We start from the raw sequence: 18,990 nt of genomic DNA, 5'->3' as shown, positions 1-18,990 counted from the left end.
CTCACGCCGCCTCGGCCCCGACGGTCGTCGCGCAGGTTGCGGCGATAAAGGCCGCGTGATCCGGCATCTGCGCGGCGACATGAGCGGCATGGGCGCGGTTGAGGGCGATGAACTCGGCCAGCTGCCCCGCATCCAGCCGGTCGGCAAAGGGATGATAGCCGGCGGGCATGATCCCCTGCCCGATCATCACCTGCAGCCACGCCGCCTCGGTGAACAGATCGTGCGGCTGGCGGGTGATGCGGCCATTGGCGCGGAACAGCGCGATCCGCGCGGCCAGGCTGTCGGGCACGGCCATTGCCGCCATGTCGCGCCAGAACGGCTCGGGCCGCTGATTGGCGTGATAATGGAGGATCAGGAAATCGCGGATCGCCTCCCACTCGGCTGCGGTCTCGCGATTATACGCGTCGATGTCGGCCGGATCGAAGCCGCGGCGCGGGAACAGGTCGACCAGCCGCGCAATGCCCGACTGGACCAGATGGATGCTGGTCGATTCAAGCGGCTCGAGAAAGCCGCTCGCCAGGCCCAGCGCCACGACATTGCGGTCCCAGGCGCGCCGCCGCCGCCCGGCTTTGAAGCGCAGCTGACGCGGGGTGGCGAGCGGAGCGCCATCGAGGCTCCGCAGCAGGATATCCGCCGCCTGATCGTCCGACATGGCATGGCTGGCATAGACAAGGCCGTTGCCGGTGCGGTGCTGGAGGGGAATGCGCCACTGCCAGCCCGCCGCCCGTGCGGTCGACCGGGTGAAGGGCAGCAGCGCCCCGGCAGCCGCACAGGGCACGGCCAAAGCCCGGTCGCAGGGCAGCCAGCGCGACCAGTCGTCAAAGGCGGTTTCAAGCGCGCGGCCGATCAGCAGCGCGGCAAAGCCCGTGCAGTCGATGAACAATTGTCCCTCGACCTGCCGGTCCCCGTCGAGCGCGAGCGCGGTGACGAAGCCGGTTTCGGGATCGCGCCGGACATCCTCCACCCGCCCCTCGACGCGCACGACGCCGCGTGCCTCGGCCTCGCCGCGCAGAAACGCGGCATAGAGCGCGGCATCGAAATGAAACGCCCAGGCCATGCCCGATGCAGGCGCGCCCGGCCGGTCCTCGATCCGTGCGAAGCGATTGGCGTCGGCGGCCTGTGCGCAGGGTGATGCGTCCCACAGCCCCGCCGTCCCGCCCTCGGCGCGGTGGCGCAGCCAGTAATGATGATAGGGCAGCACGCCCAGCCCGCGCCCGATCGCGCCAAAGGCGTGGATGTAGCGCGACCCGGGCGCCCCCCAGCCGTCAAACACGATCCCCAGCTTGAAGCTGCCGCCGGTCGCGCGCAGGAACCGGTCCTCGTCAATGCCGAGGCTGGCGTTGAACTGGCGGATCGGCGGGATCGTCGCCTCGCCCACCCCGACCGTGCCGATCTGGTCGGATTCAATCAGGGTGATCGCCGTTGGCTGGGGCACCAGCCGGCTGAGGGCGGCGGCGGCCATCCAGCCCGCCGTGCCCCCGCCCAGAATGACGATCGAGGTGATCCGCCCGTCCATCGCGCCCCTCCCCGGCCGATCAGAAGCGGTAGGTGAAGCCCGCCTGGAACCGCCGTCCGAACGACTGATAGTCGATGACCTCGTTGGGCGCGCCCGGATTGATCGTCACGAACGGCTCGTTGGTCAGGTTCTGACCCTGGATGAACAGGGCAAGGCCGTAAAGCGGGCTGCCTTCCTGGAAGTCATAGCCGATCTGGCCGTCGATGATCGTTTCGGCGAGCGCCCGGCGACGAACCCGATTGGCACCGAAACCCGACACTTCGCCGATGAAGCTCGACCGGTAGCGGACGCTGCCGCGCACGTTCAGGCCCCATTTCTCAAAATAGGCGGTGCCGTTCGCCACCCATTTGGAATAGCCGGGAATGGCCGTCGACGGCTGGCCCGGCGCCGGGCTGATGCGGCTCTTGGTAAAGCTGCCGCCGCCGGTCAGGCCAAAGCCGTCAAGGGCGGAGGTGAACACGCTGAACGGCAATGTGCCCGCCAGTTCGATGCCGTAAAGCTCGCCGCCCTGGCCGTTGATCGGGGCGCGAACATCGCCCGCCGTGATGATGGTGATCGGGCGCGGTGGCAGCGGTCCGGTCGGCCCGTCGGGATCGATGGTGCCGGCCGGGGGCACCGGCAGGCCACTGAAATCGAACGGGATATTCTCTTCGTAGATGTAGCTTTTCAGATCCTTGTAGAAAAGCTGGGCGGCGACATAGCCCTTGGTCCCGCCAAAGTATTTTTCCACCGTCAGGTCGACGGCATTGGCCCGCCACGGCCTGAGCGCCGGGTTGCCGGAGTTGCCGCGCACCACCGCTGCCGGCAGGCCCTGCGCATCGACCGCGCCGGTATTGAACTCGGTGCCATAGCTGAGGCTGGCGCGCAGATCGTCGATCCGCGACCGCACGATCTCACGCGCCGCGCCGAAGCGGATGACCAGATCGCTCGGCAGGCGCAGCGACAGGTTCAGGCTGGGCAGGATGTCGGTGTAGCTGTCTCCCTCGCGGCGCGGGATGCCGGTGACGTTCGGCGAACCATTGGGGTTCGTGCCGAGGAACGCTGCCTGCGCGCCCGAGGATTTCTGGTCGGTGAAGATCGCCTGCACCCCGACATTGCCGGTCAGGCGGCTGGCGCCGATATCGGTTTCGATGTTGAGCTGGGTATAGCCGATCATCAGCCGTTCGGAGATGTCGAACGACTTGACGATGACGTCGCCATAAGGGTTCGGGACGCGCTGATAAACATTGCCGCGGTTGAGCAGCGCGACCGGATCATAGCTGATCACCGGGCCAAGCCCCAGAAAGCCGAGATTGGTCGGTGCCAGGCGGAACGCCTGCGGCACCGGCACGCTGACCGTGCCGTCGGTGTTGGCGATCAGGCCGATAAACGCCTCGTCCGGGGTCAGCGACTTGGACCGGTTGGTGTAATTGAGCCCCAGCTGGACGCTGCGGAACAGCCCGCCCAGCTCGCGCTCCACCTCGCCGCGGAACTGCATCAGTTCGTCATCGATGATGCGGTTGTTGTAATAGCCGTCCTGCCCGCCGACGATCCGCCGCCCGTCGACCGCCGTCTGGTCGCCGCCCCAGCCGAGCGGGCTGGTCAGCTGAATGAGGCCGTAATCGCCATAATTCAGCCCCGGACGGAACTGGGTGCCGCGCGGCCCGCTGGTGAAGGAAATGGTATCGGTCGCGCCAACGCCCTGGCCGCGCCCGGTGCCGGCATTGGTTTCAAGCACCAGTTCGTTTCGGTCGGTGCGCGAATAGCTGATGTCGAGAAACGCGTTCCAGCCATTGTCGCCCTTGTAGGTGCCGTTCCAGCCGAACGAATAGAGCTTGGCCTTGCGCTCGAACGCATCGTTGCGCACCACGCCTTCCACCCCGGCAAAGGTGCCGGCGGTCACGAACCCGCCGGCCGACTGGGCGCCGGTCAGCGGCCGGGCAAAGCCCAGCGGCAGTTCGATGCCGCGCTTGATCTGGCGGTCCTCGAAATCGGTGTAAAAGGCATCGAACGAGGTGGTGAAGCTGTCCGACACCCGCCACTCGACCGTGCCCTGCAGGCCGAGCCGCTTGAGCACCGTCGAGGTCGCATAGGATTTGGACCCGCCGATCACATTGCCCGACGGGGTGCCGGCATAGCCCCAGGCGTTGAACTCCTCGATCTGATACGGCTCGTCGACATAGGAGGCCGACAGCACGATCCCGATCTCGTCATTCTTGAACTGGTCGACGAAATAGCCATTGACCCGGTAGCCCAGCTCGCGCGAGCCGGAGTTGAGCTTGCCGAGATCGGTGTAATTGCCGCGCGCACCGACCGCGAGCACACGCTTGCCGAACTCGAGCGGGCGGATGGTGCGCAGATCGACCGTGCCCGACAGCCCCTGGCCGACCAGCGACGCGCTCGGCGTCTTGTAGATCAGCACCTGGTTGATGATTTCGGACGGATACTGGTCATATTCGACCGCGCGGTTGTCGCCGGTCGAGGTCTGTTCGCGGCCGTTGAGCAGCGTGGTCGAAAAATCGGGGGCAAAGCCGCGGATCGAGATCACGTTCGACCGGCCCGACACGCGCTGCGAGGTGATGCCGGGCAGGCGCGCGATCGATTCCGCGATCGACGCATCGGGCAGGCGGCCAATATCCTCGGCCGACAGCGATTCGACGATCTGGTCGATATTCTTCTTTTCCGCGACCGCGGATTCGAGCGCCTGGCGGAAGCCGGTGACGATGATATCGCCTGCCGGCGCATCGCGGCCGGCAGCCTCCTGCTGCGCCTGCGCCTGCACATCGTCGGGCGCGGCCACGGGCTGCGCGACGCCGGGCACTGCCCAGGCGAGCATCGCCGCCGCGACGACGCCGCGGCTGGTGCCTGCGGCAAGAATGGCCTTGCGGCCCGCGCGGGCGCGGTTTGCGTTCGTCATGATCTTCCTCCCCTTGGGCCCCGGCCTCTGGCGAGCCGGCGGCCGGCGTCGCGGCCGCCCCCGGCCGATCGACGCACAAAACCGTCACAACAGGATGCTATGTGACGCAGACCCGGCCGCCGCAGAAGCCAAGCGAATACGTATTCAAGCCGGCAGACGGCAGCGGCGCTTTCCCTTCCCCTTGCTGCTGGCTAGTCTTGGCCACGATCCGCGCACAGATGCGGGCACAGGGCAGGAGCGCCGGGGACATGCAGGAAAAGCTGACGTCGTTCGACATCGCCCAGCGCGCGGGCGTGTCGCAGCCGACCGTGTCGCGCGCGCTGCGCGGCGACCCGGCGGTCAGCGAGGCGACGCGCAAGCGCATCGAGGCGATCGCCCTGCAGCTCAATTACACCGTCGACAAACATGCCTCGAGCCTGAGGCGGCGGCAGAGCAACACGCTCGCGCTGCTCTTCTTCGAGGATCCGACCTCGGACGATTCGCTGATCAACCCGTTTTTCCTGTCGATGCTCGGCTCGATCACCCGCACCTGCGGCCTCAGGGGCTATGATCTGCTGACCTCGTTCCAGCAGATGTCGAGCAACTGGCATGTCGATTATGAAGACAGCCGCAAGGCCGACGGGCTGATCCTGCTCGGCTATGGCGATTATGAAAGCTATCGCAGCCGGCTGGAACAGCTGGTCGCGCAAGGGACGCGCTTTGTGCGCTGGGGGTCGGTCGAGCGGGGGCAGCCGGGGCTGACCATCGGCTGCGACAATGTGCTGGGCGGACATGAAGCGGCCGCCCATGTGATCGCCGGGGGCGGCGGCGGATCGCCTTTGTCGGCGATGCATCGCCCCATTATCCCGAGTTTCACGACCGCTACCGGGGCGTGTGCCGGGCGCTTGCCGCCGCCGGCCTGCCCGTCGATCCAGGGCTGCAGGTCAATGCCATCACCACCGAGGCGGCGGGCCATGACGCGACCTGCCGGCTGATCAGGCGCGGCATCGCCTTCGACGCCATCGTCGCGGCGAGCGACCTGATCGCGATCGGCGCGCTCAGGGCGCTGGCCGAACACGGCATCGACGTGCCCGGCCAGGTCGCGGTCACCGGTTATGACGATATTCCGGCCGCCGGGCTCGCCAGCCCGCCGCTGACCTCGGTCGCGCAGGATTATCGCCGCGCGGGCGAGCTGCTGGTCGATACGCTGCTGCGCCAGGTGCGCGGTGAAAAGGCCGAAAGCCGCGTGCTGCCGCCGCGGCTGGTCGTGCGGCGGTCAAGCGGGGCCGCCCGGTGACGGGCGGACCGGCGGGCGCGACCGCCCCCATTCTTGCGCCGCCCGCAGGTCGGGCCGCCGGTCCGAGTGTGGATCGGCCTGCCGACCGGCACGAACGCCCCGCCCAGCGCTGGACCGGGCTGTGGAACATCTCGTTCGGGTTTTTCGGCATCCAGATCGGCTTTGCACTGCAGAACGCCAATGTGTCGCGCATCTTCCAGTCGCTGGGCACGGCGATCGATGATCTGGCGATCCTGTGGGTGGCGGCACCGCTGACCGGGCTGATCGTGCAGCCGCTGATCGGCCATTTGAGCGACCGCAGCTGGACCAGATTCGGCCGGCGGCGGCCGTTTTTCCTGCTGGGCGCGGTGCTGGCCGCGCTCGCGCTGGTCGCCATGCCCAATGCCGGCGGGCTGGTCGCCGCCGCGCTGCTGCTCTGGCTGCTCGATGCCTCGCTCAACATCAGCATGGAACCGTTCCGCGCCTTTGTCGGCGACATGCTGCCGCCGCGCCAGCGCGCCGCAGGCTTTGCGTTCCAGACCGGGTTCATCGGGGCAGGCGCGGTCGCGGCATCGCTCGCGCCGATGCTGCTCAACAATGTGTTCGGGCTGAGCAACACCGCCCCGCCGGGCGAGGTGCCGGATTCGGTGCGCGTCGCCTTTTATCTGGGCGCGGCCGCGCTGTTCGGCGCGGTCATCTGGACGGTGGCCACAACCCGCGAATATCCGCCCCCTGCCCTGAACGGCGACGCGCGGGGCGCCACCATGCCCGAACCCGACCCGGCCGGGGCGGTGACGCCCGCCGTCAGCGGCGCAAAAGCCTGGCTGTGGACGCTTGCCGGGCTGGGCGGTGCCGCCCTGGTGTGGCGCGCCGGGCTCGACCGGCAATTGCTGCTGCTGTGCGGGCTGATCGCCGGGTTCGGGCTGCTGCGCCTCCATGCCGCAAGGGGGAGCAGGCGCGGCGGCGCGGCAGCGATGATCCTTGGCGATCTGGACCGGATGCCGCCGGCCATGCGGGCGCTGGCTCTGGTGCAGTTTTTCACCTGGTCAGCACTGTTCATCATGTGGATTTTCACCACACCGGTGGTCACGCAACGCTTTTTCGGCGCGGCGGATGCGGGCAGCGCCGCCTATCAGGACGGGGCTGACTGGGTGGGCGTGCTGTTCGGCGTCTATAACGGGGTCGCAGCGCTTGCCGCCTTTGCGCTGCCCCGCGCGGCACGGCGGCTGGGCGCGCGCAACGCCCATATCGTCTGCCTGACGCTGGGCGCGGCCGGATTTGCGGCCTTTCTTGCCGTCGACCGGCCGATGGCGCTGATCGTGCCGATGGCGCTGATCGGCATTGCCTGGGCGGCGATCCTGACCCTCCCCTATGCGATCCTCGCCAACGCGCTGCCGGCGGCGCGGCTTGGCACCTATATGGGGCTGTTCAACATCTTCATCGTGCTGCCGCAGCTGATCGTGTCGAGCGTGATGGGCCCGGTCGTGGCGCGGTTTTTCCCGTCCGATCCGGCCCCGGTGATGCTGATCGCGGCCGGGCTGCTGGGGTGCGCGGCGCTCAGCATGGCGCGGCTGCCGCGCGACTGACCGGGTGCTGCGTCATGCCAGGTCGCGCTACGCGCGGCCCATGGCTCCCGCCCCGCCTCCCTGCCCGGCCGGGCGGGGAGACGGGGCGGGAGATGCAGGGGTTCGCATCAGCGAACCCTGGTGTCAGCCGGTGGCGCGGCCGAAGCTTTGCGGGCGGCGGCCGAACCCCGACCGGCGTTCGACCAGCGGATTGGTCTCGCGGTCGAACAGCTCGAGCGTCTGCTCAAACAGCGGGCGCAGCCTGACGACCTGGGGGATCAGCTCGTCCGGGCTGGTGCGCAGCTCGACACAGCGCCGGGCAACCATTTCGATTTCCTCGGCAATTTCAGCGAGCGGATCGGCCCCGAATTGTTGCGCCTCGCCCTTCAGCGTATGCGCCGGCCGCACCAGCGCGGCGGCATCCTTGGCGCGCATCGCCGCCTCGATCGCGGCGACCGATTTGACGCCATCCTCGCGGAAATAGCCAAGGATGCGCACGAACCCCGCGCCCAGTTCCTGCCGGGCACGGGCAAAGGCGGTCCAATCAACCAGAATCGGGCCAGCATCGTCCATGCACCGGGGCTTAGCGCCCCGATCGTTACCAGCGGGTTGATGATCGGGCCGGCCCGTCTGCGCCGATCACCTGCAAAGCATTGCATCGCCGCGACATTCGCGGCCCCGCAGCGGCTCAGCGGTCGAACGGATTTTTGGGTGCGCGCACCGTCAGCCGCACCGGCACCGCGCCAAAGCCCAGATCGCGGCGGATGCCGTTCACCAGATAGCGGCGATAGCTTTCGGGCAGCAGATCGACGCGGGTGCCGAACAGCACGAAGCTGGGCGGTCGCGTCTTCACCTGCGTCAGATAGCGCGGCTTGATCCGCTTGCCGCCGGGCGCGGGCGGCGGATTGCGCTCCATCGCCGCTTCGAACCAGCGATTGAGCTCCCCGGTCGGCACGCGCCGCGACCACGCCTCGCGCGTTTCGAACGCGACCTTGATCAGCGTGTCGATCCCCTTGCCGGTCACCGCCGACACGGTCAGCACCGGCAGTCCCTTGACCTGCGCCAGCCCTTCTTCGAGCGCCGCGCGCACGCCGTTGAACAATGACGAGGCGTTTTCGGCGACATCCCATTTGTTGAGCGCGATGATCAGCGCCCGGCCTTCCTGCAGCACGGCGTCGGCGATCTTCAGATCCTGCGCCTCCAGCCCGCGCGTCGCATCGAGCAGCAGCACGACCACTTCGGCAAAATCGACCGCGCGGCGCGCATCGGCGACCGAGAGCTTTTCCAGCTTGTCGGTCACATTGGCGCGCTTGCGCATCCCCGCCGTGTCGATCAGCCGCACGGGCCGCCCCTGCCAGTCCATGTCGATGGCGATCGAATCGCGGGTGATCCCGGCTTCCGGCCCGGTGATCATCCGGTCTTCGCCAAGGATGCGGTTGACGAGCGTCGATTTGCCGGCATTGGGCCGCCCGACGATCGCGAGCTTGAGCGGGCCGGAGCGCGCCTCCTCCTCCTCATCGACATCGACCTCCGGCTCGTCGTCCGGGCGGTCGATATAGGGCAGCAGCGCGGTGAACAGATCGGCCACCCCCTCGCCATGTTCGGCCGACAGCAGGATCGGTTCGCCAAAGCCGAGCGCCATCGCCTCGATCGCGCCCTGTTCGCCCGCGCGGCCTTCCGCCTTGTTGACGGCAAGCACCACCGGCGTGTCCTCGGCGCGCAGCCAGCGGCCGATTTCCTCGTCCAGCGGCACCAGCCCGGCACGCGCATCGATCAGGAACAGCGCGACATCGGCCTCGCGCACCGCCGCCTCGGTCTGCGCGCGCATGCGACCGGGCAGCGACTGGGGGTCTTCATCTTCGAAGCCGGCGGTGTCGATGACCTTGAAATCGACGCCCAGCAGATGCGCATCGCCCTCGCGCCGGTCGCGGGTCACGCCGGGCCGGTCATCGACCAGCGCGAGCTTCTTGCCGACCAGGCGGTTGAACAGGGTCGATTTGCCGACATTGGGGCGGCCGACAATCGCGACAACGGGAAGGGTGCGGGACATGGCGCTCGTTAGCGCGTGTGCGCCCGAAACTGAACGCCTAAATCCCCGGTGGCCGGGACAGTGCGGCGCGGCGCGGCGGAATCAGCCGATGGCGCGCTTGTAATAATGGAACGGGAACCAGGTCGACACATGGGTCCAGCCGCCCTCGGGCGCACGGCCGAGCGTGCGGCAATATTCCCAGCACTGGCCGGTGCGGCGGAAAACCAGGTGCAATGCGCCGGTGCGCAGCAGCTCCATGCCCTTGCGGCCCTCGGCCTCGAGGATCGCCAGTTCGTTGAACGCGGTCGCGCCGATGCGGACATGCTCGATCCCGTCATCGCCGCCAGCCGCTGCGGCTTCGGCACCCGGATCGCCGGGGCTGCGGAACCGCTGCTGGGCTGCCTGTTTGCTGATGCCGAGCACCTCGCCCACCTCGCTCCAGCTCATGCCCGAACGCCGCGCCGCCTCGATCCAGCGGTGCAGCGCCAGCCGCGCCTCTTCGGCAACGACATTGGCGGCTGAAATCAGCGCCGGAAAATCATCCTTGCGGTCGCCGGTCAAAGCCGGCGTCTTGGCCATCGCCCAGAAAGGCACGATCCCTGCCGTGCGCGCGCGCAGCCGTGTCTGTTCGTCCTCGGTCATCGCCATCCCGTCAACCATGCCATGACATTATAGACAGGTTCAGGTTGACGCCCAAATCAACCGGCGATTGACGTGTGTGTCAGGCGATCCTTGACGGCCGCCGGCAAGCCGCGATTGACGCGATCGTCAACCAGCGCCTGACCGGACCGTCAACGACATGCTGACCCCAAGAAAAAGGGCCGGGGGAATGCCCCCCGGCCCCTTCTGTCGGTCAGGCTGACCGGATGGATCAGAAGTCCATGCCGCCCATGCCGCCCATGCCACCGGCACCCATCGGCGCGGCCGGCTTGTCTTCCGGCAGTTCCGCGATGGTCGCTTCGGTGGTGATCAGCAGACCGGCGACCGAAGCCGCGTTCTGCAGCGCCGTGCGGACGACCTTGGTCGGGTCGATGACGCCGGCGGCGACCAGGTTTTCATAGGTGTCGGTCGCGGCGTTGAAGCCGAACGAGGTGTCCGACTGGTCGAGCAGCTTGCCCGACACGACGGCCCCGTCATGGCCCGCATTGGCCGCGATCTGGCGGACGAGCGCGGTCAGCGAACGGCGCACGATGTCGACACCGCGGGTCTGGTCTTCATTGCCGCCCTTCAGGCCTTCGATCGCCTTGGTGGCATAGAGCAGCGCGGTGCCGCCGCCCGGAACAATGCCTTCTTCCACGGCCGCGCGGGTCGCGTGCAGGGCATCGTCAACGCGGTCCTTACGCTCCTTGACCTCGACTTCGGTCGCGCCGCCGACCTTGATGACGGCCACGCCGCCCGCAAGCTTGGCCAGCCGCTCCTGCAGCTTTTCGCGGTCATAGTCGCTGGTGGTCTGTTCGATCTGCTGGCGGATCGCGTCGCAACGCGCCTTGATCGCGCCTTCGTCGCCCGCACCGTCGACAATGGTGGTGTTGTCCTTGTCGATGGTGACGCGCTTGGCCTGGCCGAGCATGCCGAGCGTGACGCTTTCCAGCTTGATGCCCAGATCTTCCGAGATCATCTCGCCCTTGGTCAGGATCGCGATGTCTTCGAGCATCGCCTTGCGGCGATCGCCGAAGCCCGGCGCCTTGACCGCCGCGACCTTCAGGCCGCCGCGCAGCTTGTTGACCACCAGGGTCGCCAGCGCTTCGCCTTCAATGTCTTCGGCGATGATCAGCAGCGGACGGCCCGACTGCACGACCGCTTCGAGGATCGGCAGCATCGCCTGCAGCGACGACAGCTTCTTCTCGTGGATCAGGATGAACGGGTCGTTGAGTTCGACCTGCATCTTTTCCGGGTTGGTGATGAAGTAGGGCGACAGATAGCCACGGTCGAACTGCATGCCTTCGACGACATCGAGTTCGAACTCGAGGCCCTTGGCTTCCTCGACGGTGATGACGCCTTCCTTGCCGACCTTTTCCATCGCTTCGGCGATCTTCTCGCCGACTTCGCGGTCGCCATTGGCCGAAATGATGCCGACCTGGGCGATTTCCTTCGAGTCAGCGACCGGCTTCGAACGCGACTTGATGTCTTCGACCACCTTGGCGACGGCCAGATCGATGCCGCGCTTCAGGTCCATCGGGTTCATGCCGGCGGCAACCGACTTCATGCCTTCGCGCACGATCGCCTGGGCAAGCACGGTGGCGGTGGTGGTGCCGTCGCCAGCGAGGTCGTTGGTCTTCGACGCCACTTCGCGCACCATCTGGGCGCCCATATTCTCGAACTTGTCCTTCAGTTCGATTTCCTTGGCGACCGACACACCGTCCTTGGTGATGCGCGGCGCGCCGAAGCTCTTGTCGATCACGACGTTGCGGCCCTTCGGGCCGAGCGTGACCTTCACCGCGTCGGCGAGAATGTCCACGCCGCGCAGGATGCGCTCGCGCGCGTCACGCGAAAACTTGACGTCCTTGGCTGCCATGTGACTGCCCTTTCAGTTTGTGGATTGAAGTTGACTTGTTGAACGTGCCGGAAAAGCTCAGCCGACGATCCCGAGGATGTCGGATTCCTTCATGATCAGAAGGTCTTCGCCGTTGATCTTGACTTCGGTGCCCGACCACTTGCCGAACAGGATGCGGTCGCCGGCCTTGACGTCGAGCGGGGTCACCTTGCCATCCTCGGCCTTGGCGCCCGCACCGGCGGCGACGACTTCGCCTTCCTGCGGCTTTTCCTTGGCGCTGTCGGGGATGATGATGCCGCCGGCCGTCTTCTCTTCAGCTTCGACGCGACGGACGAGCACGCGGTCGTGCAGCGGACGAAAGTTCATGCGTCACCCTTTCCAAATAACGCCCATGGGGCCACGGGGTCGAAGTGCCGCCGCGCCCTGCCGGGCATCTGGTCCAAAAAGTGTTGGCACTCACCTCCCGCGAGTGCCAGCGGCGGCGATATGGGTGGGCGTTGATCGAGCGTCAAGCGCGGCTGGCAGAATTTTCATGAAGCGGGACGCCACCCTGCGCCACTGGCTCGGCCATGGACCGCAGGCCGCGCGCGGGAAAGGCTTGCAAAGACCCGCCGCGCGGCCAAGTCTGTCCGGGCAGCTTAGCAGAAGGGCTCGTTTTCGATGAAATTCATCGCCGGTTTCTGGCGGCTTCTGGTCGGGGTGAAGGATGCGCTCGTCCTGATGGCGATGCTGCTGTTCTTCGGTGCCCTGGCCGCCGCGCTCAACTCCGCGCCCAGCCGGGGCATTGGCGAAGGGGCCCTCGCGCTCGATCTGGCCGGGGTGCTGGTCGAACAGCCCGCCGCGGTCGATCCGCTGGCGACGTTCGGCAGTGGCGCGCGGCTGAGGGAACACCGGCTGTCGGATCTGGTCCGCGCGCTCGACCGGGCGGCGGGCGACAAGCGCATCAAGGCGGTGACGCTGGAGCTGGACGGCTTCATGGGCGGCGGCCAGGTGGCGCTGCAGACGCTGGGCGACGCCATCGACCGGTTCCGCAAGCAATCGGGCAAGCCGGTGCTGGCCTATGCGACCGTCTATTCCGACGACAGCTATGCGCTCGCCGCCCATGCCAGCGAGATCTGGCTCGATCCGATGGGCGGCACGGGCTTTGCCGGGCCGGGCGGCTCACGGCTGTATTACAAGGGGCTGCTCGACCGGCTGGGCGTGACCGCCCATGTCTACCGCGTCGGCACCTATAAATCGGCGGTCGAGCCTTATGTGCGCAGCGACATGTCGCCCGAGGCGCGCACCGCCGCCCAGACGCTCGCCGATGCGCTGTGGGAAGGCTGGCAGCGTGACATCGCCGCCGCCCGGCCCAGGGCAAAGCTTGCCGCCGCCATCGCCGATCCGGTCGGCAATGGCGATTTCGCGCGCACCGCGATCGCCCAGGGGCTGGTCGACAGGCTGGGCGACGCCCAGGCCTTTGCCCGCCGCGTTGCCGAGCTGGCGGGCGAGGACAGGAAAACCCGCGGCTATCGCAAGGTCCACGCCGCCGACTGGATTGCCGCCAATCCCCCGGCCACGGGCGATGCGCGGATCGGCATCGTCACCATCGCGGGCGAGATTCGCGACGGCGATCACGGCCCCGGCGTCGCCGGTGGCGACACCATCGCGCGGGCGATCCGCAAGGGGCTGGCGCGCGGCGACCTGAAGGCGCTGGTCGTGCGGATCGATTCACCCGGCGGCTCGGCGCTCGCCTCCGAACAGATCCGGCTGGCGCTGATCGAGGCGAAGCAGGCGGGCCTGCCGGTCATCGTGTCGATGGGGTCGGTCGCGGCATCGGGCGGCTATTGGGTCGCGACCGCCGGGGACCGCATCTTTGCCGAGCCGGACACGATCACCGGGTCGATCGGCGTGTTCGGCGTGCTGCCGACCTTTGAACAGACGCTGGCCAAGATCGGCCTGTCGGCCGATGGCGTACGCACCACCGCCCTGTCGGGCCAGCCCGACCTGCTCGGCGGCACCTCCCCCGCCTTTGACCGCATGGCGCAGGCCGGGGTGGAGAGCGTCTATCGCCGGTTCATCGCGCTGGTCGCCAAGGCACGCGGGCTGACGCCGGCACGGGTCGATGAAATCGGCCAGGGCCGGGTGTGGCATGGCGGCACGGCACGGCAGATCGGGCTGGTCGATGCCTTTGGCGGGCTGGATGCCGCGATTGCCGAGGCCGCGCGGCGGGCGAAGATCGATGCCGGCAAGGCCGGGATCGTCTATCTGGAAAAGCAGCCCGAATGGTTTGAAAAGCTGCTGGCCGATGCGATGCGCCCGGCCGACGACGGCGCGGGCGAAAATGGCGGCAGCGGGGCGGCGCGCGACATTCTGGGGCGCATCCATGCCCGGCAGCAGGCGATGGCGCTGACCGCGCTCGACGATGCCCGGCGGCTGGCCGGTGGCGCGGCGATCCAGGCCCGCTGCCTCGAATGCGCGGCCATGCAGCCGCCGCGCCCGGTGGATGGCACTGGCATGATCGCGGCGTTCGGGGCATGGCTCAGCCGATGATCCGCATCCGCCCTGCCCGCCCCGCCGACGCCCCGCAGCTGGCGGCGATCTACGCCCCCTATGTCGCGACCGGCATCGTCTCGATGGAGGAAAGCCCGCCCGGCGCGGAGGAGATGGCGGCGCGGATGGCGGCGGCTGGCGATTTATACCCCTGGCTGGTCGCGACCGGCGGCGATGAGGACACGGTGCTCGGCTATGCCTATGCCACGGCGTTTCGCGCCCGCCGCGCCTATCGTTGGGCGGTCGAGACGACCGTCTATGTGGCGGGCGACCTGCACCGCCAGGGCGTCGGCCGGCTGCTCTACGAAGCGCTGATCGACACGCTGCGCGCCCAGCGCTTCACCCAGGCGATCGCCGCCATCGCCCTGCCCAATGACGCCTCGATCGGCCTGCATGAATCGGTCGGCTTCCGCCGGGCCGGGGTTTACCGCGAGGTCGGCTGGAAGGACGGGCGCTGGGTCGATGTCGGCCTGTGGCAGGCGAGCCTGGCCGAACCGGAAACCCCGCCGGTCGAGCCGCGCCCGTTCAGCGAGATCGGGCTGGTGCGCGAACCCTGACCGGGATTTACGCCCGAGGCGGCGCGGGGGTGTTTCGTTTTGTCGCGGCACCGGCCCGCTCCCCCACCTCCCCCTCACCCGCGCCCATAGCCGGGCAGCTTCAGTCCCTTCAGAATCGCCAGTGCCCTCAAGGCAAAGCCGGTGGCGGCGGCGATCGGCGCGGCGACGGGCGCGCCGACCCCCAGCGCCATCAGCAGCACGAACAGCCCGGCGGCCAGCGCGGCTGCCGTCACATAGAGTTCGGGCCTGAGGATGATCGACGGTTCCCCGGCCAGCACGTCGCGGATGATGCCCCCGACACAGGCGGAAATCACCCCCATCAGCATCGCCGGCACCGGCGGCACGCCGACACCCAGCGCCTTGCCGGCCCCGAACACCGCATAAGCCGCCAGCCCCACCGCATCGAACCAGTCGAGCGCGCGGCCCTGCCACCAGCCGGCGGGCGTCAGCCAGATCAGCAATGCCGTGCCCAGACAGACGCCGGCGACCAGCGGATCATGGACCCAGAAAACCGGCGCGCCGATCAGCACATCGCGCACCGTGCCGCCGCCGGTGCCGGTCACCAGCGCGAAAAAGGCGAAGGTGACGAGCGTCTGGCCCCGGCGCGCCGCCGCCAGCGCGCCCGAGGCGGCAAAGACGGCGATGCCGAAAAGATCGATCGAAGGCAGCAGAACCGCGAGCGAGGGTTGCAGGTCGGGCGACATCGCCCCAGCTATCGCGGGCAACCATTTCGTCTGCAAGTGAGGGATGATGACACGCAGCGCCGGCTATCTTCCCGCCGCCGCGCTGGCGCTGACGGCGCTGGCCGGCTTTGTCGATGCGGTCGCGCTCAGTTCGCTGGGCGGGCTGTTCGCATCGGCGGTCGACGCCAATGTCGTCCGGATCGGCACCGCGCTGGTGTGGGGCGACGGCGCGACGTTCCGGACCGGGATCGCACTGCTGCTGGGCTTTGTCGCGGGGGCGATCGGCGGCCAGGTGCTGCTGCGCGCCGCGCCGGTGCGCGGCCCGGCGCTCGCCGTGCTGCTGGCCGCGCTGCTGGCGCTTGCCGGCTGGGCGGCGGCGCGGCTGCCGCTGTTGATCGGCGATGGCGGGGCATCCGGCATTGGCGGCTGGGCCGGGATGTTTGGCGGGGTAACGATGCCGGCGCTGGCAGCGGCGATGGGGGCCGTGCATCTGGTGCTGCGCAGCACCCCCGCGCTGGACGTCGCGCCCGGCACGGCGCTGATCGGGCTGGCGCGCGGGCTGGCGGACCGGCTGCTCGGTCTGGCGCCGCCTGCCGGCCATGACATGGGGATTTACGGGCCGGCGCTGCTCGGCTTTGGCGCGGGCGTCGTGCTCGGCGCGCGCCGGTTTGGCGCACAGGGCCTTGATGCGGTTGCGGAGGCATCAGCCGCCGCCCTACTGATCGGGCTGCTGCTGCTCGCCGCCCCGTCCCGCCGCCCTTCCAGCCACCCGGCCTGAGCGACCGGGAAGCCGAGGCCAAGGCTGGGACACGCAGGTGTCCCAGCCCGTCACTTTCAGATGTGGATCGGCTTGCCGGTCACCGCCATCGCCGCTTCCTTCAGCGCTTCGGCATGGGTCGGATGAGCGTGGCAGGTATAGGCGATGTCCTCGCTCGTCGCGCCGAACTCCATCGCCTGGGCGGCCTGGGCGATCATCGTGCCGGCAAGCGACGAGATGATGTGCACGCCCAGCACCCGGTCGGTGCGCGCATCGGCCACCACCTTGACGAAGCCGTCGGTGTCGCGGTTCGTCTTGGCGCGGCTGTTGCCGGCAAAGGGGAATTTGCCGACCTTGACCTCGCCGCGCTCGCGCGCCTGCTCCTCGGTCAGCCCGACCCCGGCGATTTCGGGATGGGTGTAGACGACCGACGGGATGACATCGTGATTGATGATCCCGGTCTGGCCGGCGACATATTCGGCGACCGCAATCCCCTCATCCTCGGCCTTGTGGGCGAGCATCGGGCCGGGAACGACATCGCCGATCGCGCGGATGCCCGGCACGGCGGTGCGGAACTCGTGATCGATCTCGATCTGGCCGCGCGCATTGGTCGTGAGGCCAGCCGCCTCCAGCCCCAGCCCGTCGGTATTGGGCTTGCGGCCGATGGCGACCAGAACGGCGTCGGCCGCGATGGTCTCTGCCGCGCCGCCCGCCGCCGGCTCGACGGTCACGGTCGCCCGGCCGCCATCCACCGCCACGCCGGTCACCTTGGTGCCGGTGCGGAACTCAAAGCCCTGCTTCTTGAAGATCTTGGCCGATTCCTTGCGGATCTCGCCGTCAAAGCCGGGCAGGATCTGGTCAAGATATTCGACCACCGTCACCCGCGCGCCCAGCCGCCGCCAGACCGAGCCAAGCTCCAGCCCGATCACGCCGCCGCCGATCACCACCAGATGCTCGGGCACGCGCGGCAGCGCGAGCGCGCCGGTCGAATCAATGACCACCTCATTGTCGATGGTGACGCCCGGCAGCGGGGTGACCGACGACCCGGTGGCGATGACGATGTTGCGCGCGCGCACGCTGCGCCCGGCCACCTCGACCGTGTCGGCGGCGGTGAAGCGGGCATAGCCCTTCAGCCAGTCGACCTTGTTCTTCTTGAACAGAAACTCGATGCCGCCGGTCAGTTCCTTGACCGCCTTGGCCTTTTCGCCGTGCATCGCGCTGAGGTCGAGCGTCGCGCCGGCGATGTTGACGCCGAACTTGGCCAGCGCGCCCGAATGCGCTTCCTCGAACAGTTCGGAGGCGTGGAGCAGCGCCTTGGACGGGATGCAGCCGACATTCAGGCAGGTGCCGCCCAGCGTTTCGCGCCCTTCGGCACAGGCGGTCTTCAGCCCCAGCTGCGCGGCGCGGATGGCCGCGACGTAGCCGCCCGGCCCCGCACCGATCACCAGCAGGTCATAATCATAATCAGCCATGTCGCGGCTCCTTAAAGGTCGATCAGCAGGCGGGTCGGATCCTCGATCGCGTTCTTGAGCGCGACGAGGAAGGTCACCGCCTCGCGGCCGTCGATCAGCCGGTGATCATAGCTGAGCGCCAGATACATCATCGGCCGCACGACGATCTGCCCGTCGCGCACCACCGGCCGGTCCTCGATCCGGTGCAGGCCGAGCACGGCCGACTGGGGCGGGTTGATGATCGGCGTCGACAGCAGCGAGCCGAACACCCCGCCATTGGAAATGGTGAAGGTGCCGCCCTTCATCTCGTCGATCTTGAGCGTGCCGTCCTTGGCGCGCTTGCCGAAATCGCCGATCGTCTTTTCGATCGTCGCGACCGACATCTCCTGCGCGTCGCGGATCACCGGCACCACAAGCCCGTTGGGCGCGGACACGGCCACCGACACATCGACATAGTCGCGGTAGACGATCTCGTCGCCCTCGATCGAGGCATTGACCGCCGGCACGTCGCGCAGCGCCTGCACCGCCGCCTTCACGAAAAAGCCCATGAAGCCGAGGCGGACGCCATGCTTCTTTTCAAACAGGTCCTTGTAGCGGGCGCGCGCCTCGATCACCGCCGTCATGTCGACATCGTTGAACGTCGTCAGCATGGCCGCAGTGTTCTGCGCCTCCTTGAGGCGCGAGGCGATCGTCTGGCGCAGACGGCTCATCCGCACCCGCTCCTCGCGGCGCGCACCGGCGGGCGCAGGCGCGGCAGCGGCAACCGCCGGGGCGGCGGCGGGCGTCGCCGGGGCCTTGGCCTTGGCGGCCTCGGCTGCGGCGAGCACATCTTCCTTGGTCAGCCGGCCATCCTTGCCGGTGCCGCGGATCTGGGTCGGATCAAGCCCGTGTTCGAGCACCAGGCGGCGCACCGACGGCGACAGCGTGAGGTCGCCGGCCGGTTCGTCGGCCACAGCGGCAGCGGCGGGGGTGGCGGCGGGGGCAGCGGCCGGCGTCGCCGGAGCGGCGGCAGCGCCACCTGCTTCCAGATAGCCGATGACCGCGCCGACGGCCACGGTGTCGCCCGGCTGGGCGGCATGGGCGCCCATCACGCCGTCAGCGGGGGCCGGCACCTCGACCGACACCTTGTCGGTTTCAAGCGACGCCACGGGTTCATCGGCCTTCACCGCCTCGCCGGGCTTTTTCAGCCATTCGCCGATCGTCGCTTCGGTGATCGATTCGCCGAGGGTCGGCACCTTGATTTCAACGCTCATGA

14 protein-coding genes and 1 pseudogene are annotated in these 18,990 nt (G+C 68.4%); 5 read left to right on the top strand and 10 right to left on the bottom strand.

Translation table 11 applies throughout. The features are described from left to right. Position 1 precedes the first annotated feature (1 nt). The gene (locus GVO57_RS07985; protein ID WP_160592711.1) at positions 2 to 1,516 is read right to left on the bottom strand and encodes a tryptophan halogenase family protein; all 1,515 of its coding nucleotides are present in this window, start codon (positions 1,514 to 1,516) and stop codon (positions 2 to 4) included. A gap of 19 nt (positions 1,517 to 1,535) precedes the next feature. Beyond that, a complete protein-coding gene (locus GVO57_RS07980; protein ID WP_233281291.1) occupies positions 1,536 to 4,412 on the bottom strand; it encodes a TonB-dependent receptor in 2,877 nt (958 codons plus the stop codon). 248 nt (positions 4,413 to 4,660) lie between these two features. Between GVO57_RS07980 and GVO57_RS07975 the strand changes: the two are divergent. Then, positions 4,661 to 5,688 (top strand): annotated as a pseudogene (locus tag GVO57_RS07975) (LacI family DNA-binding transcriptional regulator). A 68-nt stretch (positions 5,689 to 5,756) separates the two neighbouring features. After that, positions 5,757 to 7,253 carry an MFS transporter gene (locus GVO57_RS07970; protein WP_160592710.1) on the top strand — a complete coding sequence of 499 codons (1,497 nt, stop codon included), beginning with the start codon at positions 5,757 to 5,759 and terminating at the stop codon, positions 7,251 to 7,253. Positions 7,254 to 7,376: 123 nt separating this feature from the next. Here GVO57_RS07970 and GVO57_RS07965 read toward each other — a convergent pair whose 3' ends face one another. From GVO57_RS07965 to groES, 5 genes are all read right to left on the bottom strand, one after another. Next, positions 7,377 to 7,805, bottom strand: coding sequence for an Hpt domain-containing protein (locus GVO57_RS07965; protein WP_160592709.1), 429 nt, complete (start codon positions 7,803 to 7,805; stop codon positions 7,377 to 7,379). A 115-nt stretch (positions 7,806 to 7,920) separates the two neighbouring features. Then, positions 7,921 to 9,282 carry a ribosome biogenesis GTPase Der gene (gene der, locus GVO57_RS07960; RefSeq protein WP_160592708.1) on the bottom strand — a complete coding sequence of 454 codons (1,362 nt, stop codon included), beginning with the start codon at positions 9,280 to 9,282 and terminating at the stop codon, positions 7,921 to 7,923. A gap of 81 nt (positions 9,283 to 9,363) precedes the next feature. Next, the gene (locus tag GVO57_RS07955) at positions 9,364 to 9,909 is read right to left on the bottom strand and encodes a hypothetical protein (protein ID WP_233281290.1); all 546 of its coding nucleotides are present in this window, start codon (positions 9,907 to 9,909) and stop codon (positions 9,364 to 9,366) included. A 223-nt stretch (positions 9,910 to 10,132) separates the two neighbouring features. Next, complete coding sequence (gene groL / locus GVO57_RS07950) at positions 10,133 to 11,776, bottom strand: chaperonin GroEL (protein WP_160592706.1); 1,644 nt, start codon at positions 11,774 to 11,776, stop codon at positions 10,133 to 10,135. Positions 11,777 to 11,833: 57 nt separating this feature from the next. Next, a complete protein-coding gene (groES, locus tag GVO57_RS07945; RefSeq protein ID WP_160592705.1) occupies positions 11,834 to 12,121 on the bottom strand; it encodes a co-chaperone GroES in 288 nt (95 codons plus the stop codon). A gap of 294 nt (positions 12,122 to 12,415) precedes the next feature. Here groES and sppA point away from each other — a divergent pair, with 294 nt between their 5' ends. Both sppA and GVO57_RS07935 read left to right on the top strand, forming a co-directional pair. Further along, positions 12,416 to 14,287, top strand: coding sequence for a signal peptide peptidase SppA (sppA, locus tag GVO57_RS07940; RefSeq protein WP_160592704.1), 1,872 nt, complete (start codon positions 12,416 to 12,418; stop codon positions 14,285 to 14,287). Beyond that, a complete protein-coding gene (locus tag GVO57_RS07935) occupies positions 14,272 to 14,844 on the top strand; it encodes an arsinothricin resistance N-acetyltransferase ArsN1 family B (RefSeq protein WP_233281289.1) in 573 nt (190 codons plus the stop codon). Before sppA ends, GVO57_RS07935 begins: the two co-directional genes overlap by 16 nt. Before the next feature lie 74 nt (positions 14,845 to 14,918). On the opposite strand, the gene GVO57_RS07930 is transcribed toward GVO57_RS07935, so the two are convergent. Beyond that, positions 14,919 to 15,548, bottom strand: coding sequence for a trimeric intracellular cation channel family protein (locus GVO57_RS07930; protein ID WP_160592703.1), 630 nt, complete (start codon positions 15,546 to 15,548; stop codon positions 14,919 to 14,921). Between the two features lie 43 nt (positions 15,549 to 15,591). Between GVO57_RS07930 and GVO57_RS07925 the strand changes: the two genes are divergently transcribed. Further along, complete coding sequence (locus GVO57_RS07925) at positions 15,592 to 16,305, top strand: DUF1275 family protein (protein ID WP_160592702.1); 714 nt, start codon at positions 15,592 to 15,594, stop codon at positions 16,303 to 16,305. A gap of 56 nt (positions 16,306 to 16,361) precedes the next feature. Here the strand turns inward: GVO57_RS07925 and lpdA are convergent, their stop codons facing one another. Together lpdA and odhB are read right to left on the bottom strand one after the other, a co-directional pair. After that, positions 16,362 to 17,756 (bottom strand): dihydrolipoyl dehydrogenase, encoded by a 1,395-nt coding sequence (lpdA, locus tag GVO57_RS07920; RefSeq protein ID WP_160592701.1) that lies wholly within the window; start codon positions 17,754 to 17,756, stop codon positions 16,362 to 16,364. A gap of 11 nt (positions 17,757 to 17,767) precedes the next feature. Then, the gene (gene odhB, locus GVO57_RS07915; protein WP_160592700.1) at positions 17,768 to 18,988 is read right to left on the bottom strand and encodes a 2-oxoglutarate dehydrogenase complex dihydrolipoyllysine-residue succinyltransferase; all 1,221 of its coding nucleotides are present in this window, start codon (positions 18,986 to 18,988) and stop codon (positions 17,768 to 17,770) included. Between the last annotated feature and the right edge of the window lie 2 nt (positions 18,989 to 18,990).

The sequence above is a fragment of the Sphingomonas changnyeongensis genome, from assembly GCF_009913435.1.
Classification (GTDB): Bacteria; Pseudomonadota; Alphaproteobacteria; order Sphingomonadales; family Sphingomonadaceae; genus Sphingomonas_B; species Sphingomonas_B changnyeongensis.
The sequence above is the reverse complement of the archived record's forward strand: the minus strand, read 5'-3'. Positions and strand labels throughout refer to the sequence as shown.